Annotated in this window: 20 protein-coding genes; 16 read left to right on the top strand and 4 right to left on the bottom strand. The window is 72.7% G+C overall.

Annotated features, from left to right (window positions below; all coding sequences use genetic code 11):
* The first annotated feature begins 36 nt into the window (after positions 1-36).
* The 4 genes from aroC (at position 37) to CXR44_RS08770 (ending at position 3688) form a co-directional block, all read left to right on the top strand.
* Entirely contained in the window at positions 37-1218 is a 1182-nt protein-coding gene (aroC, locus tag CXR44_RS08755) for a chorismate synthase (protein WP_101784447.1), read from the top strand.
* Entirely contained in the window at positions 1215-1730 is a 516-nt protein-coding gene (locus tag CXR44_RS08760; RefSeq protein ID WP_144069906.1) for a shikimate kinase, read from the top strand. Before aroC ends, CXR44_RS08760 begins: the two co-directional genes overlap by 4 nt.
* Positions 1731-1779: 49 nt before the next feature.
* Positions 1780-2862, top strand: coding sequence for a 3-dehydroquinate synthase (aroB, locus tag CXR44_RS08765; RefSeq protein WP_101784451.1), 1083 nt, complete (start codon positions 1780-1782; stop codon positions 2860-2862).
* A 64-nt stretch (positions 2863-2926) separates the two neighbouring features.
* On the top strand, positions 2927-3688 hold the full coding sequence (locus tag CXR44_RS08770; RefSeq protein ID WP_101784453.1) for an SGNH/GDSL hydrolase family protein: 762 nt from the start codon (positions 2927-2929) through the stop codon (positions 3686-3688).
* Positions 3689-3826: 138 nt separating this feature from the next.
* Here the strand turns inward: CXR44_RS08770 and CXR44_RS08775 are convergent, their stop codons facing one another.
* The gene (locus CXR44_RS08775; RefSeq protein ID WP_101784455.1) at positions 3827-5947 is read right to left on the bottom strand and encodes an ATP-dependent DNA helicase; all 2121 of its coding nucleotides are present in this window, start codon (positions 5945-5947) and stop codon (positions 3827-3829) included.
* Positions 5948-6234: 287 nt separating this feature from the next.
* Here CXR44_RS08775 and CXR44_RS08780 point away from each other — a divergent pair, with 287 nt between their 5' ends.
* Together CXR44_RS08780 and CXR44_RS08785 are read left to right on the top strand one after the other, a co-directional pair.
* The gene (locus CXR44_RS08780) at positions 6235-7632 is read left to right on the top strand and encodes a hypothetical protein (RefSeq protein ID WP_144069907.1); all 1398 of its coding nucleotides are present in this window, start codon (positions 6235-6237) and stop codon (positions 7630-7632) included.
* Between the two features lie 107 nt (positions 7633-7739).
* Positions 7740-9314, top strand: coding sequence for a Na+/H+ antiporter (locus CXR44_RS08785; protein WP_101784459.1), 1575 nt, complete (start codon positions 7740-7742; stop codon positions 9312-9314).
* Positions 9315-9353: 39 nt separating this feature from the next.
* Here CXR44_RS08785 and CXR44_RS08790 read toward each other — a convergent pair whose 3' ends face one another.
* Positions 9354-9611: a ubiquitin carboxyl-terminal hydrolase 14 gene (locus CXR44_RS08790; RefSeq protein WP_101784461.1), complete on the bottom strand. Its 258-nt coding sequence runs from the start codon at positions 9609-9611 to the stop codon at positions 9354-9356.
* Between the two features lie 92 nt (positions 9612-9703).
* On the opposite strand from CXR44_RS08790, the gene CXR44_RS08795 reads away from it, so the two are divergent.
* The 9 genes from CXR44_RS08795 to CXR44_RS08835 all read left to right on the top strand — a co-directional run bounded on the left by CXR44_RS08795 (position 9704) and on the right by CXR44_RS08835 (position 17643).
* Positions 9704-10495, top strand: a complete 792-nt coding sequence (locus CXR44_RS08795; protein ID WP_245898988.1) for an ABC transporter ATP-binding protein — start codon at positions 9704-9706, stop codon at positions 10493-10495.
* Positions 10483-11274: an ABC transporter ATP-binding protein gene (locus CXR44_RS08800; RefSeq protein WP_245898990.1), complete on the top strand. Its 792-nt coding sequence runs from the start codon at positions 10483-10485 to the stop codon at positions 11272-11274. The genes CXR44_RS08795 and CXR44_RS08800 overlap by 13 nt, the downstream gene beginning before the upstream one ends.
* Entirely contained in the window at positions 11271-13130 is a 1860-nt protein-coding gene (locus CXR44_RS08805) for an AMP-dependent synthetase/ligase (protein ID WP_101784467.1), read from the top strand. Before CXR44_RS08800 ends, CXR44_RS08805 begins: the two co-directional genes overlap by 4 nt.
* Positions 13127-14014: a branched-chain amino acid ABC transporter permease gene (locus tag CXR44_RS08810; RefSeq protein WP_101784469.1), complete on the top strand. Its 888-nt coding sequence runs from the start codon at positions 13127-13129 to the stop codon at positions 14012-14014. The genes CXR44_RS08805 and CXR44_RS08810 overlap by 4 nt, the downstream gene beginning before the upstream one ends.
* Positions 14015-14076: 62 nt before the next feature.
* Positions 14077-15177, top strand: coding sequence for a branched-chain amino acid ABC transporter permease (locus CXR44_RS08815; RefSeq protein ID WP_101784471.1), 1101 nt, complete (start codon positions 14077-14079; stop codon positions 15175-15177).
* A 49-nt stretch (positions 15178-15226) separates the two neighbouring features.
* A complete protein-coding gene (locus CXR44_RS08820; RefSeq protein WP_245898991.1) occupies positions 15227-16477 on the top strand; it encodes an ABC transporter substrate-binding protein in 1251 nt (416 codons plus the stop codon).
* A gap of 38 nt (positions 16478-16515) precedes the next feature.
* Positions 16516-16902 carry a hypothetical protein gene (locus CXR44_RS08825; protein ID WP_101784475.1) on the top strand — a complete coding sequence of 129 codons (387 nt, stop codon included), beginning with the start codon at positions 16516-16518 and terminating at the stop codon, positions 16900-16902.
* 46 nt (positions 16903-16948) lie between these two features.
* Positions 16949-17275, top strand: coding sequence for a YidH family protein (locus CXR44_RS08830; protein ID WP_101784477.1), 327 nt, complete (start codon positions 16949-16951; stop codon positions 17273-17275).
* Positions 17276-17289: 14 nt separating this feature from the next.
* On the top strand, positions 17290-17643 hold the full coding sequence (locus tag CXR44_RS08835; protein ID WP_101784479.1) for a DUF202 domain-containing protein: 354 nt from the start codon (positions 17290-17292) through the stop codon (positions 17641-17643).
* On the opposite strand, the gene CXR44_RS08840 is transcribed toward CXR44_RS08835, so the two are convergent.
* Positions 17633-18370 (bottom strand): TetR/AcrR family transcriptional regulator, encoded by a 738-nt coding sequence (locus CXR44_RS08840; RefSeq protein WP_101784481.1) that lies wholly within the window; start codon positions 18368-18370, stop codon positions 17633-17635. The two genes, CXR44_RS08835 and CXR44_RS08840, sit on opposite strands and share 11 nt — an antisense overlap.
* A gap of 115 nt (positions 18371-18485) precedes the next feature.
* On the opposite strand from CXR44_RS08840, the gene CXR44_RS08845 reads away from it, so the two are divergent.
* Entirely contained in the window at positions 18486-18788 is a 303-nt protein-coding gene (locus tag CXR44_RS08845; protein ID WP_101784483.1) for a hypothetical protein, read from the top strand.
* A 36-nt stretch (positions 18789-18824) separates the two neighbouring features.
* Here the strand turns inward: CXR44_RS08845 and CXR44_RS08850 are convergent, their stop codons facing one another.
* A complete protein-coding gene (locus CXR44_RS08850) occupies positions 18825-20771 on the bottom strand; it encodes an ABC transporter ATP-binding protein (protein WP_245899077.1) in 1947 nt (648 codons plus the stop codon).

Genomic DNA, 20771 nt, shown 5'->3' on the forward strand with positions numbered 1-20771 from the left:
CCATCCCACTGGGCGGCACGTGGAAGACTTGTACGCATGTTGCGCTGGTTGACCGCCGGAGAGTCTCACGGCCCGGAGCTCGTTGCCGTCATGGAAGGCCTGCCGGCCGGGGTCGAGGTGACCACGGCCGCCATCGACGAGGCGCTGCGCCGCCGCCGCCTCGGCTACGGCCGCGGCGCCCGGATGAAGTTCGAGCAGGACGAGGTGACGATCGTCGGCGGCGTCCGCCACGGCCGCACCATGGGCAGCCCGGTCGCCATCCGCATCGGCAACACCGAATGGCCGAAGTGGGAGAAGGTCATGGCCGCCGACCCGGTCGACCCCGCCGAGCTGGAGGGGCTGGCGCGCAACGCCCCGCGCTCGCGGCCCCGGCCCGGCCACGCCGACCTGGCCGGCATGCAGAAGTACGGCTTCGACGACGCCCGGCAGGTCCTCGACCGCGCCAGCGCCCGCGAGACCGCCGCCCGGGTGGCGCTCGGCGAGGTGGCCAGGCGCTTCCTCAAGCAGGCGCTCGGCGTCGACGTGGTCAGCCACGTGGTCTCCATCGGCGAGGCCCGCACGCCCACCGAGGTCCTGCCCGGCCCCGGCGACCTGGCGCGCGTCGACGCCGACCCGGTGAGGTGCGCCGACCCCGAGGGCAGCGCCGCCATGGTCGAGGTCATCGACCGGGCGCACAAGGACGGCGACACGCTCGGCGGCGTCGTGGAGGTGCTCGCCTACGGCCTGCCGCCCGGCCTGGGCAGCTACACCCACTGGGACCGCCGCCTCGACTCCCGCCTGGCCGGAGCGCTCATGGGCATCCAGGCGATCAAGGGCGTGGCCGTCGGCGACGGGTTCGAGACCGCCCGCCGGCCCGGCTCCCGCGCCCACGACGAGATCGAGTACACCGAGGGCGACGGCGTGCGCCGCATCACCAACCGCGCCGGCGGCGTCGAGGGCGGCATGACCAACGGCGAGGTCCTGCGGGTCAGCGCCGCCATGAAGCCCATCTCCACCGTGCCACGGGCGCTGGCGACGATCGACGTCAAGACCGGCGAGGCCGCCAAGGCCCACCATGAGCGCTCCGACGTCTGCGCCGTGCCCGCCGCCGGCGTCGTCGCCGAGGCGATGGTCGCGCTGGTGCTGGCCGACGCGGCGCTGGAGAAGTTCGGCGGCGACTCCGTCGAGGAAGTCGCCCGCAACCTGTCCGGCTACCTGTCCTCGATGGTGATCAAGTGACTCGTGACGCGCAGCCCAGGGTCGTGCTCATCGGCCCGCCCGGATCCGGCAAGACGACCCTCGGCCGACTCCTCGCCGAGCGGATCGGCGTCGCCTTCCGCGACACCGACGCCGACGTGGAGGCCGTCGCCGGCAAGCCCGTCTCCGACATCTTCGTCGACGAGGGTGAGGCCCGCTTCCGCGAGCTGGAACTGCGGGCCGTGCGCTCGGCGCTGGCCGAGCACGACGGCGTGCTGTCGCTCGGCGGCGGCGCGGTGCTCAACGAGGAGGCGCAGGCGCTGCTGGCCGGCCACCGGGTCGTCTACCTGCAGGTCGGCCTGTCCGCCGCGGTGCAGCGGGTCGGCCTCGCCTCGGCCCGGCCGCTCCTCGTGCTCAACCCGCGCAGCCAGCTGAAGAAGCTCATGGAGGAGCGCCGCCCCGTCTACGAACGGCTGGCCGTCCTCACCGTGGACACCGACGGCCGCGAGCCCGGCGAGCTGGTCGACGAGATCGTGCGGGGGTTGCCGACATGACGGCGCGGAGCGCCGCCCGGCCGGCGCGACGACGGAGGGAGCACACGCCATGACGACGGCCGCGACGAGGATCACGGTCAGGGGTGACAGCCCGTACGACGTGGTCGTCGGCACGGGCGTGCTCGGCGAACTGCCCGGGCTGCTCAAGCCCGGCGTCCGCACGGTCGCCGTGATCCACCCGGCGAGCCTGCCGGAGATGTCCCGCCCCGTGTGCGAGGCGCTGTCCGACGCCGGCCACGACGTGGTGGCGCTGCCGGTGCCCGACGGCGAGCAGGCCAAGACCGTCGAGGTGGCCGCCCAGCTGTGGTCGGCGCTAGGGCGCTACGGCGTCACCCGATCCGACGCCGTGGTTGGCGTCGGCGGCGGGGCCACCACCGACCTGGCGGGGTTCGTGGCCGGCACCTGGCTGCGCGGCGTCCAGGTGGTGCTCGTGCCCACCACGCTGCTCGCCATGGTCGACGCCGCGGTCGGCGGCAAGAACGGCATCGACACGCCCGAGGGCAAGAACCTCGTCGGCACGTTCCTGCCGCCCGCCGGGGTGCTGTGCGATCTGGCCACGCTGCCCACGCTGCCGCGCGCCGACTACGTCGCCGGACTCGCCGAGATCATCAAGGGCGGTTTCATCGCCGACCCGGAGATCCTCGACCTCGTCGAGGCCGACCCCGACGCGGCCACCCGGCCCGACGGCCGCCACACCCGCGAGCTCATCGAGCGCAAGATCCGGGTCAAGGCCGACGTCGTCGGCGCCGACCTGCGTGAGGCGGGGCTGCGCGAGATCCTCAACTACGGCCACACGCTCGCCCACGCCATCGAACGCGCCGAGCACTACCGGATGCGTCACGGCGAGGCCGTCGCCATCGGCATGGTCTACGCCGCCGAGCTGTCCCGCCTCGACGGGCGCATCGGCGCCGACCTGGTCCAGCGCACGCGTTCCATCCTCACCTCGGTCGGCCTGCCCGTCGCCTACCGCGCCGACGCCTGGCCGCAGCTGCGTGACCACATGCGGCTCGACAAGAAGAACCGCGGGGCCAAGCAGCGCTTCGTCGTCCTCGACGACCTCGCCCGGCCGGGCCGGCTCGAAGACCCGGCCGAGGAGCTGCTGGAGGCGGCCTACCGGGAGATCTCCCGATGACCACGGCGAGTGCGGCCGCCCCGACCGCGCCGATCGCTCCGACCAGCGCCGGGAGAAGGTGCTCATGACCCGTCACTACCGTTCCTTCATGGCTCTCGGCGACAGCTTCACCGAAGGCCTGAACGACCCGGGAGAGGGCGGCCACTACCGCGGCTGGGCGGACCGGGTGGCCGAGCGCCTGGCGGCCGACGAACCCGCGTTCCGCTACGCCAACCTGGCCGTACGCGGCCGGCTGCTCGACCAGATCGTCACCGAGCAGGTGCCGCTCGCCGTCGAGACGGCCCCCGACCTGGTGAGCCTCTGCGCCGGCGGCAACGACCTGCTGCGGCCCGGCAGCGACCCCGACGTGATGGCCAAGACCCTCGCCCGAGCCGTGCGCGACCTGCGCGCGTGCGGCACGGACGTGCTGCTGTTCACCGGCGTCGATCCGCGCGACACCCCGCTCATGCGGCGGCTGCGCGGCCGGTTCGCCATCTACTACCTGCACATCCGCTCCATCGCCGACCTCTACGGCTGCCACCTGATCGACCTGTGGTCGATGCAGGGCCTGCGCGACTGGCGCGCCTGGAGCGACGATCGGCTGCACATGAACGAGGACGGTCACCGTCTGGTCGCCGCCCGCGTCCTCGACGTGCTCGGCGTGCCGTTCGACGACTGGCGCAAGGAGTGGCCGGCGCGCACGGTGGATCCGCGCACCAAGCGTCGCGAGGACGCCCTGTGGATGCGCGAGCACCTGGTGCCGTGGGTGGCCCGCCGCCTGCGCGGCGTCTCCAGCGGCGACGGCGTCGACCCCAAGCGCCCCGACCTCGCCCCCTGGACCCCCTGAACCCCGGCTTCACGCGCGGCGGCGCCGCGACTCCGGCGGCTCCACGCGCGGCGGCGCCGCGACTCCGGCGGCTCCACGCGCGGTCCCGAACGACCGCACGTCGTGCCCCCGGTGCGCGGGTCAGCCCTCGTGCGCGGGTCAGCCCTCGGCGGCCAGGCGTTTGAGGGCGGCGCGGGGGATGGCGGGGTCGGTGGTGCGCCAGAACGGCGGCAGCGAGCCCAGCAGGAACCCGCTGTAGCGGGCCGTCGCCAGGCGCGGGTCGAGCACCGCGATGACACCCTTGTCGTGCTGCGAGCGCAGCAGGCGGCCGGTGCCCTGGGCGAGCAGGAGCGCGGCGTGGGTGGCGGCCACCGTCATGAAGCCGTTGCCGCCCTTGGCCGCCACGTGGCGCTGGCGGGCCGAGGTGAGCGGGTCGTCGGGGCGCGGGAACGGCACCCGGTCGATGATGACCAGCCGCAGCGACGGGCCGGGCACGTCGACGCCCTGCCACAGCGAGAGCGTGCCGAACAGGCACGTCGGCTCGTCCTCGGCGAACTGCTTGACCAGCAGCATGGTCGAGTCGTCGCCCTGGCACAGCAGCGGCACGTCGAGGCGGTCGCGCAGCGCCTCGGTGGCGGCCTTGGCGGCCCGCATGGAGGAGAACAGCCCGAGCGCGCGGCCGCCCGCCGCCTCGATCAGCTCGGCGATCTCGTCGACGTACTGCTCGGGCAGGCCGTCGCGGCCCGGCTGGGGCAGGTGCTTGGCGACGTAGAGGATGCCGGCGCGCGGATGGTCGAACGGGGAGCCGACGTCGATGCCCTGCCAGTCGCGCGTCCTGGCGGAGTCGGCCCCGTACCCGCCGCCCGAGCCCTTGCCGGACCCGGCACCCGAGCCCTTGCCGGACCCGGCACCCGAGCCCGTGCCGGACCCGCCGCCCGAGCCGGAGGCCGGGCTCGACGCCGCGCCCAGGCCCCACTGGCGGGCCATGCCGTCGAACGTGCCGCCGAGGGCGAGCGTGGCCGAGGTGAGCACCACCGTACGGTCGCCGAAGAGCCGGTCGCGCAGCATGCCGCCGACGTTGAGCGGGGCGACGCGCAGGACGGGCGGGCGGCGGTCGGTGGCGGCGTCGAGCCAGACCACCTCGGCCCGGTCGGCCTCCGAGGCGTGCCCGTAGGCCTCCAGCATGCGCACCGCGGTGTCGTGCACCTCGTCCAGCGCCGTGAACGCCGCCTTGCGCTGCCCGGCCTTGTCGGGGTCGTCCCGGTCGGCGCCGCGCGGCCCGAGGGCGGTCACGCAGCGGGCGGCGGAGTCGCGCACCAGCGCCAGGGTGAGCGCGAGCACCTCGGGCAGCTCGTCCACCCGGCCCGGCGGGGCGGCGGCCAGCAGCGCCTTGAGATCCTCGCCGGCCTCCTGCAGCTGGTCGGCGATGGGCTGCTCGATCAGCCGGGCCACCCGGCGCACGGCCAGCGACACCGACGTCTCCGACAGCTCGCCGGTCACCACCGAGGTCACCCGGTCGACCAGCTCGTGGGCCTCGTCCACGACCACCATGTCGTGCTCGGGCAGCACCGGCAGGTCGCCCATCGCGTCGATGGCCAGCAGCGCGTGGTTGGTGACGACCACGTCGACCTCACCGGCCTTCGAGCGGGCCAGCTCGGCGAAGCACTCGGCGCCGCTCGGGCAGCGGCTGGCGCCGAGGCACTCCTGGGCACTCACCGAGAACTGCCGCCACGCCTGCTCGCTCACCCCCGGGACCAGCTCGTCGCGGTCGCCGGTCTCGGTCTCCTCGGCCCACTCCTGGATGCGCTGGACCATCCGGCCGGTGGCGCTGACCTCGCGCGGGTCGAACAGCTGGTCCTGCTCGTCCTCCTCGGGCCAGCCCGCCGTCGCCTTGTAGCGGCACAGGTAGTTGCGCCGGCCCTTGAGGATGGCGTACGTGGGCTCGTGCGGCAGCTCCTTGGCCAGGGCCTCCGACAGCCGGGGCAGGTCGCGGTCGACGAGCTGGCGCTGCAGGGCGATCGTGGCGGTGGAGACCACCACGGGCGTGTCGGACTCCATCGCGTGGCGGATCGCGGGCACGAGGTAGGCGAGCGACTTGCCCGTGCCCGTGCCCGCCTGGACGGCGAGGTGCTCCTCGTTGTCGATGGCCCGCTGGACGGCTTGGACCATCGTGATCTGGCCCTGCCGCTCGCTCCCTCCGAGAGCGTTGACCGCGATGCTGAGCAGTTCGTCGACTGGCGGGAGATGGGAGTCCGGCACGGAGGTAAACGGTACCCGCATTCGGCGGCGCGCCGCGCCGGACATCCACAGGCGGGTCGTCCGGAACCGCGTCGTCCACAGCCTCGTGATCGTCGGCGCCGGCCCGCAGCGGGCTGTGATCGGATGGACGCATCCCGTCGTTCGCCGAGTCGTCCGGCGGCGCACGTGGCACACTGAACGATCAGGACCCCGGCGGTCATCGCATAGAGTGGCCGGAGGGGCTCCCGATGGGGGTGGGAGGTCCGGTCAAGTAGGGTTTTCCGGGGTTGAGTGGACGAATAAAGGCTGGTTAAAGCAGTATGTCTGCCATGTCGGAAGTTGTCCCGTTGCCGTCGTTCGGTGAAGTGTTCTTCGATGCCCGAGGTCAGGAGCGGTGCCTCCGGGTGACGTGGCACGAGGGCACGCTGGTCCTCAGCCTGTGGCGGGGAGAGATGTGCACCGCCAGCTTCCGCATGCCGATGGACGACGTCGGCCGCCTGCTCGACACCCTCGACGACGGCTACGCGGAGGCCACGGGCGAGCAGCCCGCCGTGCCCGCGCACGACCCGGGCACCGAGGTCATCCCGGGCACCGGCCAGTACCAACGCCCGCCCCAGCCCGTGGCCCCGCCGGCGCCCCAGCCGATGTCGCAGCCCATGCCCCAGGCGCAGCCCGACGAGCGTCCCACGGCGACGCTCTCACCCAACGACGTCCTGGTGGCCAGGGGCACGCCCGCCCAGGACAAACCCGCCCCGCAGGACAAGCTGGTCGCCTCCTACAGCGAGACCACGCCGCCGCGCGGCACCTCGGCCCCCCAGCAGCCTCCCCAGTACGGTGAGCGCAGCCCGTTCACCGGCCCGCAGTACACCGACCCGCAGTACACCGACCCCGGCGCCGGTCAGTCCTACGGCGGCCCCTCCTACCGCGACCCGGGCCGCGCCGAGCCGTTCACCGGCCCCCAGTACGTCGACGAGTCCACCCCGACGGGCCCGCAGTACAGCCTGGACCCCGACCCCTTCTCCGGTCCGCACCAGGTGGCCGCCCAGGGAGAGCGCGGCTACCAGATGCGGCCGGCGCCGCTGTCCACCGATCCGCTCGGCTTCCCGTCGCAGGCCGCCGACCCGCTCGGCACGCCCCGCCGCGAGCCTCGCCAGGACCGTTACACCCCGTCCGACTCCGGCTACCAGCAGAGCGCGGGGACGGCCGGCCTGGGCACCCCCATGCACGGCATCCCCGGCGCCGGCCGTCGCGGCGCCGTCCCGCCGCCCCCGCCGTCCCGGGACCGCTACCCGGCCCAGGACACGTACTCCAGCCAGGACACGTACTCCAGCCTGGACACCCCGTACGCCGATTCCTACCGAGGCGCCGACGGCTACACCGGCCAGGGCCCGTACTCCGGCCAGGGCCCGTACTCCGGCCAGGACGCGTACCCGCCACCCCGCCAGAGCGCGCCCAACCCGGTCGACCCGCTGCTCGCCCTGAGCGAGCCCGGCACGCAGCACCCCCAGCAGGACCCCGGCTCGCTGTCCCGCCCCTACGTCGGCGGCGACCCGATGTTCTCCACCGGCGAGCGCCTGCACCCCGAGGAGCGCTACGACGAGCGCCGCTACGACGAGCGACCCTACGGGGAGGCGCAGTACGAGCGCCGCTACGACGAGCGCCGCTACGACGAGCGCGGCTACGACGAGCGCGGCTACGACGACAGGGGCGAACGCCGGGACTGGTGACCGCCCGCCGGCGCCGGCCGCGGGAGTCCCCAGGCCTGTGCGGGATTCCGGATGACCGGACGGCATGATGGAACCCATCGTGCCGTCCGCAAACCGGGAGGAAACCCGTGAATCCGACAACGGGCCTGCAGTTGCTGCTGGTCGCGGGTGGGGCGGTCGCCGTCGCCGCCGTGGCCCGCCGCCGGGGCTGGTCGGCTCCGCTGCTGCTCGTCGCCGCCGGACTGCTGGTGTCGCCCCTGGTGCCCGCCGTGCCGCTGGAGCCCGAGCTGGTGCTGTACGTCTTCCTGCCGCCGCTGCTGTACTCGGCCGCGCTCGACAGCTCCTACCTGCGGCTGCGCGAGGTCACCCGGCACGTGGCGCTGCTGTCGGTGGGGCTGGTCCTGGTCACCATGGTCGCCGTGGGTTTCCTCGTGCACCTGCTGCTGCCCGAGCTGCCCCTTGCGGCGGCGTTCGCGCTGGGCGCCATCATCGCGCCGCCGGACGCGGTGGCGGCCGTGGCGGTCGGGCGCAGGCTCGGCCTGCCGCGCCGGCCGCTGACCATCCTCGTGGGGGAGAGCCTGTTCAACGACGCCACCGCGCTGACCGCCTACCGGGTGGCGATCGCGGCGGCCGTCGGCGGCACGGTGGACCTGTTGCACGCGGTCGGCGAGTTCCTGTACGCGGCGGCGGTCGGGGTGGCCGTCGGGCTGGCGCTGGCCTTCGTGTTCGCCTGGCTGTTCCGGCACACGCGGGACTCGCTGGTGGAGAACACGCTCATGCTGCTGATCCCGTTCGCGGCCTACCTGACCGCCGAGTCGGTGCACGCCTCGGGCGTGATCTCGGTGGTCATCGTCGGCCTCTACCTGGGGCACCAGATGCATCTCCGGGGGTTCGGCACGCGGCTGGTGTCCACGTCGGTGTGGAAGGTCGTCGACTTCTTCCTGGAGACGATCGTCTTCGCGTTGATCGGGCTGCAGCTCGTCACGGTGATCCAGGGCATCGGCGGCTACCGCCCGTGGGAGGTGGCCCTCTACGCGCTGGCGGTGTTCCTGGTGACGGTGCTGGTGCGGTTCGCCTGGGTGTTCCCGACGGCGTTCCTGCTGCGGCTGTTCGGGCCCGCCGACCAGCCGCCGCCCACGCGCGCGCACGTCACCGTCGTGAGCTGGGCCGGGATGCGCGGCGTGGTGTCGCTGGCGGCGGCGTTCTCCATCCCCGAGAGCGTCCAGGGCCGGCCGATGATGCTCTTCCTCACCTTCACCACCGTGATCGCCACGCTGCTCGTCCAGGGCCTGTCGTTCCCGGCCCTGATCAGGCGGCTCGGCGTCTCCAGCGAACGCGAACGCTACGAGGACGCGCTCGCCGAGGCCAACGCCCAGCAGGCCGCGCTCACCGCCGGTCTGGAGGTGCTGGACCGCCTGACCGAGCTGGAGGGCGAGCCGGACGAGATCCGCAAGCAGGTCATCGACCAGCTCCGCGAGAAGTCGTGGCGCCGCTCACTGGGCGCGTGGGAACGGCTCGGCGGCGGCACCGGACAGGACGGGGCGGAGACGCCCAGCGCCCTCTACCGGCGGCTGCGCCGGGACATGCTCCAGGCCGAGCGCGAGGTCTTCGTCCGCCTGCGCGACGAGCGCCGCCTGGACGACGAGGTGATGCGCGAGGTGATGGCCCAGCTCGACTTCGAGGAGGCCATCCTCGAACGCTGAGCGGCCCGGCCGCCGAAGGCCTTCGGACCAGGAAGGCGGTCAGCCCATCTCGTTGTCGACGTAGCACCAGCGCCACTGCTCGCCGGGCTCGTACGACTGGATCACGGGGTGGGCGACCTCGTGGAAGTGCCGGGTGGCGTGCTTGTTGGGCGAGGAGTCGCAGCAGCCGATGTGCCCGCAGGTGAGGCAGCGGCGCAGGTGCACCCACCGGCTGCCGGTGGCCAGACACTCCTCGCAGCCGTCCGGGGTGCGGGCGGTCGGGTCGGCTGCGCTGGAAAGATGCTCACAAATTGCCATAGGGGAAATCCTAGGACTAGAACAGCATTCCAATTTGGCGACGCCTCTTGCTGATCGGCGTGGTCGCGGTCCAGATTGTGAGCACACGGGGGGTGACGTACACCACAATCCCGGGAGCCGGCTTGCTGGAGGTCCGCAATCTCGAGGTCGTCTACGACGACGTGATGCTCGTGCTGCGGGGCGTGAGCCTCGTGGTCCGCCCTGGCTCGGTCGTCGCCCTGCTCGGCGCCAACGGCGCGGGCAAGACCACGCTGTTACGTGCCCTGTCGGGCCTGCTCGACGTGCACGACGGCAAGATCACCAAAGGCTCGGTCACCCTTGAGGGCGAGCCCGTCCACCATCTCAGCCCCGCGCAGATCGTCCGGCGCGGCATCAGCCAGGTCATGGAGGGCCGCCGCATCCTGGCCGAGCTGACCGTCGAGGAGAACCTCAGGGTCGGTGGCCACACCGAGCGCGTCTCCCATCTCGACCGCGTCTACGACCTCTTCCCCCTGCTGCGCGAGCGGCGGTCCAACGTGGCCGGCTACCTGTCGGGCGGCGAGCAGCAGATGCTCGCCGTCGGCCGCGCCCTCATGGCGGGCCCCCGCTACCTGCTGCTCGACGAGCCCAGCCTGGGGCTCGCCCCCGCCCTGGTCACGCAGATCCGTGACCTGATCGTCGAGATCAACCGGCAGGGCACCACCGTGCTGCTCGTGGAGCAGAACGCCACCATGGCCCTGTCGATCGCCGACCACGGCTACGTCATGGAGACCGGCAAGATCGTCATGGACCGGCCGGCCGGGGAGCTGCTGGCCGACGAGGACATCAAGGAGTTCTACCTCGGGACCGTCCGGTCCTTCCGCGAGGTCAAGCACTACAAGCGGAGGAAGCGGTGGCTGTCGTGAACACCGGGCCGGCCGCGCCGGTCCTGCGCGTGCAGGACGTGCACCTGAGCTTCGCCGGCGTCCAGGCGATCGGCGGCGTCACCTTCGAGGTGGGCCCCGCCGAACTGCTGGCGATCATCGGTCCCAACGGCGCCGGCAAGACGTCGATCTTCAACGTGCTGTCGGGCGTCTACCGGCCGCAGCGCGGCCGGGTCACCTTCCTCGGCGAGGACCTGCTGGCCCGGCGGCCACCCGAGATCGCCGCGCTCGGCCTGGCCAGGACGTTCCAGAACGTCGAGCTGTTCCACAACCTCACCGTCCTGGACAACCTCATGCTCGGCCGTCACCACCACTTCCGCTACGGCGCGCTCGCCGCCGTCGTCTGGTACGGCCGGGCCAGGCGGGCCGAGCTGGCCGCCCGCGCGAGGGTCGAGGAGATCATCGACTTCCTGGAGCTGGAGCCGTGGCGGCGCCACCCCGTGCGGCTGCTGCCGTACGGCGTCCAGAAGCGCGTCGAGCTGGGCCGGGCGCTGGCGATGGAGCCGCGGCTGCTCCTGCTGGACGAGCCGGTCGCCGGGATGAACCTGGAGGAGACCGAGGACATGGCCAGGTTCGTCCTGGACATCCGCGACGAGCTGGGCATCCCGATGGTGCTCGTCGAACACGACATGGGCCTGGTCATGGACCTGGCCGACCGGGTGCTGGTGCTCGACTTCGGCCGGCCCGTCGCGCTGGGCGCCCCGGCCGAGGTGCAGCGCGACCCCGAAGTGATCAAGGCGTACCTGGGAGGGGCGGCATGACGGCGACCATCGGCGAGCGGAACGCGGCCGGCCTGACCACCATCGTCACCCGGGTGCGCGAGCGCGCCCTCTCCACCCCCGGCGCCGTCGCGCTGCGGCACAAGGACCTCGGCATCTGGCGGGAGGTCACCTGGTCCGGCTACTGGGAGCGGGCCGAGCTGGTCGCCCACGCGCTGCTCGCGCTCGGCGTCGAGCCGGGCGACCGGATCGCGGTCCACTCCGAGAACCGGCCCGAGTGGCTCTACGCCGACCTCGGCGCGGTGGCGGTACGCGCCGTGACGGTCGGCCTCTACCCGACCAGCCCGGCATCCGAGGTCTCCCACGTGCTCGCCGACTCCGGCGCCACGGTCCTGCTCGCCGAGGACCAGGAGCAGGTGGACAAGGCGCTGGCCGTCGCCGCCGAGTGCCCCGGCCTGCGGCACATCGTCTACCTGGAGCCGCGCGGCATCCGCGGCCGCTACACCGACCCGCGGCTGCTGCCCTGGCCCGACCTGCTGGCCCTCGGGGAGCGGCACCGCGCCGAACACCCGGACGCGGTGGACCGGCGGATGGCCGCCGCCGAGCCCGGCGACGTGATGACGCTCATCTACACCTCGGGCACCACGGGACCGCCCAAGGGCGTGATGCTCACCGTGCGCAACGTCGAGTTCGCCGTCGAGACGCTGGTGACCGGGGGCGGGTTCACCTCGCCGCCGCCGTCCGAGCGTGACCTGTCCCTGTCGTACCTGCCGCTGTGCCACGTCGCCGAGAGGGCGTTCACCGTCTGGTTCAACGCGGCGGCCGGCGTGCAGGTGAACTTCGCCGAGTCCCTCGACACCGTCCAGGCCAACCTGCGGGAGGTGCAGCCGACGATCCTGTTCGGGGTGCCGCGCATGTGGGAGAAGGTGCTCGCCCAGGTGGACATCAGGCGCGACTCCGCCACCCCGGTCAAGCGGGCGCTCACCCGCTTCTGGCTGCGGGTGGCCGACCGGGTCGGCGACACGCTGGTGCGCACCGGGGGCCGGCACACCGCCGCCACCCGCCTGCTCCACGCCGCCGGCTGGCTCTGCTGCTACCGGGCGCTGCGCGAGCGGCTCGGCATGCGCCGCGTCCGCTACGCCGCCTCCGGCGCCGCGCCCGTCGCGCCCGCCGTGCTCAAGTTCTACATGGGGATCGGCATCCCCATGCACGAGGTGTACGGCATGAGCGAGAACACCGCCGTCGCCACGGCCAACCGGCCCGGCCGGGTCCGCCTGGGCACGGTCGGCGAGCCGCACCCCGGCGTCGAGCTGCGGATCGACGAGGCCACCGGCGAGATCATGACCAGGCACCCGGGCACGTTCGCCGGCTACTGGGGCAACCCGCGCGCCACCGCCGACGTCCTCGACGCGGACGGCTGGCTGCACACCGGCGACGTCGGCGAGTGGGTGGAGGGCACCCACGTGCGCATCACCGACCGGATGAAGGACATCATCATCACCGCCGGCGGCAAGAACGTCGCCCCCAGCGAGATCGAGAACGCGCTCAAGGCGTCGCCGTACGTCAAGGAGGCCGTCGTCGTCGGCGACCAGCGGCCCTACCTCGTCGCGCTCGTCGGCATCGAGCCCGACACGGTGGGGGAGTGGGCCCGCCGGCGCGGCGTCACCTACACCACCTACCGCGACCTGTCGGGCAAAGCGGAGGTCCGCGAGCTCGTCCAGGGCGTCGTGGACGAGGTGAACTCCCGTTTCGCCCACGTCGAGCAGATCAAGCGATTCGCCTTCCTGCCCAAGGAGCTCGACCACGAGGACGGCGAGCTGACCGCCACCCAGAAGGTCAGGCGCTCCGCCGTCGCCAAGCTGTTCGAGGACCTCGTCGAAGGGATGTACGCGCGGTGAAGGCGCTGCTGGAAACGCTCATCAGAGGGCTGGGCAACGGCTCGGTCTACGCGCTGCTGGCACTCGGATTCGTGATCATCTACAAGGCGACCCGGGTGATCAGCTTCGCCCAGCCCGCGCTCATGCTGGCCGGCGCGGTCGCGGTCAGCCACCTGGCGGAGGTGACCGGGTTCTACACCGCCGTGCTGCTGGCCGGGCTGCTCATCGCGGGGGTGGCCCTGGCCGTCGAGCGGATCGCGATCCGGCCCATGGTGGGGCGGCCGGTGTTCGTGGTGGCGATCATCACGCTCGGCGTCGACATCGTCGTCCGCGTCGTGGTCAACGCCTTCATCGGCAGGGACGTGCGTCAGGTGGGCGACCCCTGGGGGTTCGACCAGGTCGCGCTCGGCCCGCTGGTGGTGCAGCAGCGCTGGCTGGCCATGCTCGCGGTGACGGCGGTGCTCGTCGGGCTGCTGTTCGCGTTCTTCCGGTACACCAGGTACGGGCTGGCGATGCGGGCCGCGGCGTTCGACCAGGAGACGGCCCTGGCCCAGGGCGTGTCGGTGGGCATGGTGTTCGCGCTGTCGTGGGGGCTGGCCGGGTTCCTGGCCGCCGTGGCCGGGATGTTCGTCGGCACCGGGCAGGGCATCGAGCAGGGCACCTGGGTCATCGCGCTCAAGGCGCTGCCCGCGATCATCGTGGGCGGGCTCGACTCGCTCGGCGGCGCCGTCGCCGGCGGGCTGGTGGTGGGGGTGGTCGAGTCGCTGTTCCAGTCCTACCAGGGCGAGTACGCGCCGTGGCTGGGCCAGAACTTCGCCGTCGTCACGCCGTACGTGGTGATGTTGGTCGTTCTGCTGGTCAGGCCGTACGGCCTGTTCGGCACCCGGGAGGTCGAGCGGGTATGACAGACGTGAAATCAGGGCCGGCGCCGTCGGCCCCGGACATACCGACCGGACGGTCTCGCCGGGTGCGCGGCCGGCCGCAGCTCTACACCTCCTACGCCCAGGACATGGCGCTGCTCGACACCCCGGCCAAGCGGGTCTCGACCGGGCTGCTCGTCGTGCTGGCGCTCGCCCTGTCCGTCGTGCTCGCCGACCGGTCCCTGGAGGTGCTGGCCGGCGCGTACGTGCTGGCCATCGGGGCGATCGGGCTCAACATCGTCACCGGGTACGCGGGCCAGGTGTCGCTCGGGCACGCCTTCTTCGTCGCGATCGGCGCCTACACCGCGGCCGCCCTGTCCGGGCCGCCCGGCGGGGACGTCATCGGGTTCGGCGTCGCCGAGATCTGGATCTGGCTGCCCGCCGCGGGGCTCGTCGCCGCCGTGGCGGGGGTGCTGGTGGCGCCGCTCGCCACCCGGCTGCGCGGCCTCTACCTGGCCATCGTCACCCTCGGCCTGGTCTTCCTCGGTGAGCACGTCTTCAAGGAGTGGAAGGCGCTCACCGGCGGGCCCGGCGTCGGCAGGGAGGCGGCGGTGCCGCAGTTGTTCGGTTACCGGCTCGACGAGGACGGGCCGCTCGGCACCCGGGAGCAGGTGCTCTACCTGCTGATGCTGGTGCTGCTCGTCGTCTTCGCCGTGGCGGCGCGCAACCTCGCCCGCTCGCGCGTCGGCCGGGCGTTCGCGGCGATCCGCGACCGCGACATCGCCGCCGCGGTCATGGGGGTGCCGCTCACCCGCTTCAAGGTGCTGGCGTTCGGCATCTCGTCCTGCTACGCCGGCTGCGCCGGGGCGCTGCTGTACAGCGTCTCCGGGTACGTGGAGCCGGGCTCGTTCAACCTGCTGCTGTCGGTGCAGTTCATCGCCATGGTGCTGATCGGCGGGGTGGCCACCGTGTCCGGCGCGATCGCGGGCGCGCTGTTCATCTCGCTGCTGCAGCCGCTCACCCGGGCGCTGCCGTCGCTGCTGCCGGTGGTCAGCGCCGACACGACGCAGACGCCCAACGTGTTCCAGGTGGAGACCGTGCTCTACGGGCTGCTCATCGTGCTGTTCCTGGTCTTCGAGCCGCGCGGGCTGTTCGGCCTGTGGGTCCGTGCCCGCAACTACTGGAAATCCTGGCCGTTCTCCTACTAGAGAGGGATTTTTCATGAAGAGTCGCTACGTAGTGGCGTCTGCCGCGTTAGTGGCCCTTCTGTCCGCATGCGGCGTCATCCGGGGGGACGACGAGGGCGGCAAGGGCGCCCAGGCGGCAGGGGTCACCAGCGAGCCCTGCCCGACGGCGGTGGACAAGAAGAAGGGCTGCATCTACCTCGGCACGGTCTCCGACCTCACCGCGGGGCCGTTCGCGGCGCTGGCCGTGCCGATCACCGACGCGCAGAAGGCGTTCTGGGCGCGCGTCAACAAGGCGGGCGGCATCGGCGGCAGGTACGAGGTGGACGTCACCAAATTCGTCCGCGACAACAAGTACAACCCCGAGGTGCACCGGCAGGTCTACAACGAGATGAAGGACCAGGTGCTCGGCCTGGCCCAGACGCTCGGCTCGCCCACGACGGCGGCCATCCTCGGCGACCTCAAGGCCAACAGCGTCGTCGCGGCCCCGGCGTCGTGGACCTCGGCCTGGGAGTTCGAGGACGTCATCCTGGAGACCGGCGCCAACTACTGCGTGGAGGCGATGAACTCCGTCGACTACGCGATGGAGGCCTACAAGCCCAAGAGCGTCATGGCCGTCCACCTGGCCGGCGACTACGGGGCCGACGCCGCCGCCGGCGCCAAGATCGCCGCCGAGCGGAACGGCCTGACGTTCACCGGCGTCGAGACGCCCTCCGGCGCCACCGAGCAGGGCCGCGCCATCACCGAGATCACCAAGAACAAGCCCGACCTCGTCATCCTCACCACCGGCCCCGCCGACGCCGCCACCATCGTCGGGCAGGCGGCGGCGGCCGGGTTCAAGGGCCGGTTCATCGGCACCGGCCCCACCTGGAACCCCGCCCTGCTCAAGTCGCCCGCCGCCCCCGCGCTGAAGGCCCTGTACGAGCAGTCGGCGCCGGGCCGGCCGTGGGACTCCGACACGCCCGGCCACCGGGCCATGCGCGAGGCGCTGCCGGGCGTGACCCCCAACGACGGCTACACCTCCGGCTGGGCGTGGGCGTACCCGATGAAGGCGGCGCTGGAGAAGATGGTCGCGAGCGGCGACATCAGCCGCAAGGGCCTGCTCGCCGCCGTCAAGAGCCTGCGGACCGTCGACTACGAGGGCATGCTGCCGCCCGAGGCGGGCAACTTCGCCGGCGACCCCGACGCGGCGACGTTCCGACAGACCCTCGTCAACAAGGTCGACGACAAGGCCCTCACCGGCGTCACCACGGTGAAGGACTTCTTCGTCGGGCCGACCGCGAAGGGCCACACCTTCGACGGACCCTGTTACGCCAAGCTCTAGATCGCCTGGGGCGCGGACCGGTTGGGTAGTGTCGAGGCATGCGACGCTTCCAGAGCCGGTTCGTGCCCCTCGCCGCATCCGCCGTCCTCGTGCTCGCCGCCGGGTGCGCCGAGGTCAACACCACCATCGACAAGGCGCAGGCCTGCCTCGAGGCCCCCAAGATCATCACCGAGCTGGGCGCCGACATCGCGAAGTACAAGGACGACCCCCAGGCCATGGACAAGGCCATCGGCGACGCCGCCGGCAAGCTCAACGAGGTGGCCGACAAGGCGTCCAACACCACGCTGAAGGAAGCCACCGACAACCTCGCGACCACCCTCGGCGACATCAACGTCCAGAACGTCAACGACGCCGTCGACGCCGCACAGAAGGTGACCAGCGACACGGCCGCCTACCTCGACCGGATCCGCCAGGCCTGCAGCTGAACCCCGGCTTCTCTAGGGGAAATGGGGACCAACTAGCGTCGACAGCATGGAGCCCGATCCACGTTTCACGCTCGCGAACGAACGCACCTTCCTGACGTGGCTCAGCACCGCGCTGGCGCTCAGCGCCGGCGGCGTGGCCATGGCGGCGGTGCCCGAAGGCGTGTTCGTCCCGTGGGCCCGCACCGCTCTGGCCGTCGTCCTGGTCACCCTGTCCGCGCTGGCGGCCGGCATGGCCTATCCCCGCTGGCGCAACATCCAGCGGGCACTGCGCGACCAGGCGCCGCTCCCGCCGCCCGCCCTCGCGGCCGTGTTCGGCTACGGCGTCGCGGCGGTCGCCGTCATCGCCCTGGTGCTCATCCTGCTCGCCGCCTGAGAGGTCGTCACGGGATGTCCGGGCCGGAGAGGTCGCACGGCATCTGGGACCCGGGCCTGCAGAGCGAGCGCACCCGGCTGGCCTGGGTCCGCACCGGCGTGATGCTGTCCACCGGCGGGATCGCCGCCACCGGTCTCGCGCTGCGCCACGGCCTGCCGTCCGCCCCGCTCGCGCTCGCCGCCGGGACGTTCGCCCTCGCCGCCCTCGCCGGCGCGGTGCTGCTGACGCGCACCGGCGTCAGGTTCCGGCGGGTCCAGGAGGCGCTGCACGGCGGCCGGGCCATCGACAGCCGGCCCGACGCGCTGCTCGCCTGGCTCGGCACCCTCTGCGCGGTCGCGGGCGCGGTCGTGTTCGTGCTCAGCTCGTGAGGCCGGCCGGGGGAGCGGCGGGCGGGGCCAGGCCCAGCCGGGCGGTCAGGTCGAGCAGGCACTCCTCGAACAGCGGAGCCGGGTCGGAGAAGGCGAAGTCGAGCTGGTGCAGCACCTCCATGCTGAGCAGGCCGTACATCCTGATCCAGCACGACAGGAAGACGTGCGCCGCCTCGGGCGGCAGCGCCCCGTCGACCAGCGCCGAATAGGCCACGAGCTGCTCGCGCAGCGACGGGTCCAGGTCGGCCAGGCGCGGCACCGGGAACGGAGCCGTCCGCCACAGCTCGGCGACCAGGTCGAGCAGCACCTGCTCGAAGCGCTGGCCCGCCTCGTGCCGGGGCGTGCCGGGCCGCCGGTTCGGCGGGGCGACGGGGCTGGCGAAGACCCAGCCGAACTCGGCCGGGTGGGAGACCGCCCATGAGCGCATGGCCCGGCACACCGCGAGCAGCCGCTCGCCCGTCGGCTGACCGGCGTGGGCGTCGCGGGCCTGCTCCATCACCTCGGTCAGCTCGCGGAAGAAGCCCGCGGTCACCGCGCCGACCAGCTCGTCGTGGCCGGCGTAGTAGTGGTAGAGGGCGGGGCCGCTCATCCCGATCGCCCGCGCGACCGCGTTGATCGTCACCGCCGCCGATCCGCGCGTCACCAGCAGCTCCCGCGCGGCCGCGTGGATCTCCGCCAGCGTGGATTGACGCAGCCTGTCGCGGCGGCTGGTGCCCTGCGCTGCCATCGCACTCCTCGATCCGGCCTAAGGACTCTAGGTGAGTCTAGAGCTTCACGGACATGCTGGTAGGCCGCTTGCGGGGAGCCCGGCGCCGGACGACACTCGGAGGAGGGGGTGACCCATGGACGAGGACCGCAGGACACTGCCGTTCGAATGCCGCAGGTGCTGGCACGTGTGGGAAGAGGAGTACGTGGTCCGGCACGGCGCCGACGCCCACGGCCACGAGCGGGAGATCTGGTTGCGCGACGGCGTGCAGGTGCCGCCGCCGTGGGAGGGGGCGGTCTGCCCTCAGTGCGGCTGCCGGCAGTGCACCACGTTCCCCGAGGGGTACCTGAGCCGCCATCCCGAGCTGATCCCGCCCGCGGAGCCGGCTACGCCCGACGCGACCCCGCTCCTCAGCCCGGTACCCCGGCGGCTCTACTGACGCCCGGTGCGGGCGTGCGCCGCCGGGGCCGGCGGCTCAGTTGAGGCTGTCCAGCCACGCCCGGTGCAGGCCGGCGAACCGGCCCGAGGCGGCGATGAGCCGGTCGGGCGCGCCGTCCTCCACGATCTCGCCGCGCTCCATGACGAGCACCCGGTCGGCGATCTCCACGGTCGACAGCCGGTGGGCGATGATCAGCGCGGTCCGGTCGGCGAGGATCGTGCGCAGCGCCCGCTGCACCAGCCGCTCGCTCGGCACGTCCAGGCTCGACGTGGCCTCGTCCAGGATCAGCACCGCCGGGTCGGCGAGGAACGCCCGGGCGAACGCGACGAGCTGCCGCTGTCCGGCCGACATCCGGCCGCCGCGGTTGCCCACCTCGGTGTCGTAGCCTTCGGGCAGCGAGGCGATGAAGTCGTGCGCGCCGATGGCCATGGCGGCCTCGCGCACCTGCCGCTCGGTGGCGTCGGGCCGGCCGAACCTGATGTTGTCGGTCACCGTGCCGCTGAACAGGAAGTTCTCCTGCGTCACCATGACGACGGCGGACCGCAGGGTCGGCTCGTCGAGCTCCCGCAGGTCCACGCCGTCGAGCAGCACCCGGCCGGCCGTCGGGTCGTAGAAGCGGGAGATGAGCTTGGCCAGCGTCGTCTTGCCGGCGCCGGTCGCCCCCACCAGCGCCACGCTCTGCCCGGCCGGCACGGTCAGGTCGAGACCCGGCAGGATCGGCATCTCCTCGACGTAGGCGAAGCGGACCCCCTCGAACCGGACCTCGCCGCGCGGCTCCGGCAGCGGGCGCGGCCGGCGCGGCTCCGGCACGGCCGGCTCCTCCTCCAGCACGCCCGACAGTTTCTCCAGGGCCGCGCCGGCCGACTGGAGCGTGTTGTAGAACTGGCTGATCTCCTGCATCGGCTCGTAGAACTGGCGGAGGTAGAGCAGGAACGCGGCCAGCACGCCCACCGTGACCTCGCCGTGCAGGGCGAGCCAGCCGCCGTACACCAGCACGGCGGCGACGGTGATGTTGCCGATGAGCTTGACGCCCGGCATGAACACCGCGATCAGTTTCATGCTGCGCGCGTTGGCCTCGCGGTAGTCGTCGTTGAGCCGCCGGAAGATCTCCTGGTTGCGCGGCTCGCGGCGGAAGGCCTGGACGGCGCGGATGCCCGTCATCGACTCCACGAAGTGCACGATGACCAGCGCCACCGTCTCGCGGGTCCGGCGGTAGACGATCGCCGACTGGCGGCGGAACCACCGGGTGAACAGCAGGAGGACCGGCAGCGGCAGCAGCGCCACCAGCCCGAGGTGGACGTCCAGCACGAGCAGCACCACGGCGGTGCCGAACAGCGTCAGGACCGCCGTGACCAGGCTGTCGAAGCCCGACTGGAGCATCTCGGCGATGGCCTCGATGTCGGAGGTGAGCCGGGAGATCACCCGGCCGGAGGTGTACTTCTCGTGGAAGCTCAGCGACAGCCGCTGGAAGTGGTCGAACACCCGGCGGCGCAGCTCCAGCAGGATGCTCTGGCCGATCCGGCCCGACAGCTTCAGGAACGCCTGCCGGGTGAGGGCCTGCGTGGCGGCCGCGGCGAGGATGACGCCGATCACCGTGAGCAGCGTGCCGGGGCCCGTGCCGCGCAGCATCGGCGGGATGCCCGCGTCGATGCCGACCTTCACCAGGTACGGGATGGCCAGGCCCGCCGCGTTGGAGACGATGATGATCGCGGTGAGCGCGGCGATGGCCCTGCGGTGCGGCGTCAGCAGGTCGCCGAGCAGGCGGCGCGAGCGCTCCCGCAGCAGGACCGACACCTTGTCCGGCAGCTCGTCGCGTTCCTCGGAGGCGACGCCGCGCCAGTCGGCGGCCGAGGGCCCCCGGGGGGCCGCGCCTTCCGGGCCTGTGGGGTCGCTCGGGTCTGTGGGGTCGGCGGGGGGCGCCGAGGGCGGCGGGGGCGGCGGGGGCGGCGGGGGCGGCGGGGGCGGCGGGGGCGGCGGGGGCAC

Source organism: Nonomuraea indica (genome assembly GCF_002850745.1).
Taxonomy (GTDB): Bacteria; Actinomycetota; Actinomycetes; order Streptosporangiales; family Streptosporangiaceae; genus Nonomuraea; species Nonomuraea indica.

Coding starts and splice junctions, on each gene's coding strand:
- CXR44_RS08840 (WP_101784481.1), bottom strand. CDS start 18,370: ATGGCAGCGCAGGGCACCAGCCGCCGCGACAGGCTGCGTCAATCCACG.
- CXR44_RS08775 (WP_101784455.1), bottom strand. CDS start 5,947: ATGCGGGTACCGTTTACCTCCGTGCCGGACTCCCATCTCCCGCCAGTC.
- CXR44_RS08805 (WP_101784467.1), top strand. CDS start 11,271: ATGACGGCGACCATCGGCGAGCGGAACGCGGCCGGCCTGACCACCATC.
- aroB (WP_101784451.1), top strand. CDS start 1,780: ATGACGACGGCCGCGACGAGGATCACGGTCAGGGGTGACAGCCCGTAC.
- CXR44_RS08835 (WP_101784479.1), top strand. CDS start 17,290: ATGTCCGGGCCGGAGAGGTCGCACGGCATCTGGGACCCGGGCCTGCAG.
- CXR44_RS08790 (WP_101784461.1), bottom strand. CDS start 9,611: ATGGCAATTTGTGAGCATCTTTCCAGCGCAGCCGACCCGACCGCCCGC.
- aroC (WP_101784447.1), top strand. CDS start 37: ATGTTGCGCTGGTTGACCGCCGGAGAGTCTCACGGCCCGGAGCTCGTT.
- CXR44_RS08780 (WP_144069907.1), top strand. CDS start 6,235: ATGTCGGAAGTTGTCCCGTTGCCGTCGTTCGGTGAAGTGTTCTTCGAT.
- CXR44_RS08825 (WP_101784475.1), top strand. CDS start 16,516: ATGCGACGCTTCCAGAGCCGGTTCGTGCCCCTCGCCGCATCCGCCGTC.
- CXR44_RS08845 (WP_101784483.1), top strand. CDS start 18,486: ATGGACGAGGACCGCAGGACACTGCCGTTCGAATGCCGCAGGTGCTGG.
- CXR44_RS08770 (WP_101784453.1), top strand. CDS start 2,927: ATGACCCGTCACTACCGTTCCTTCATGGCTCTCGGCGACAGCTTCACC.
- CXR44_RS08830 (WP_101784477.1), top strand. CDS start 16,949: ATGGAGCCCGATCCACGTTTCACGCTCGCGAACGAACGCACCTTCCTG.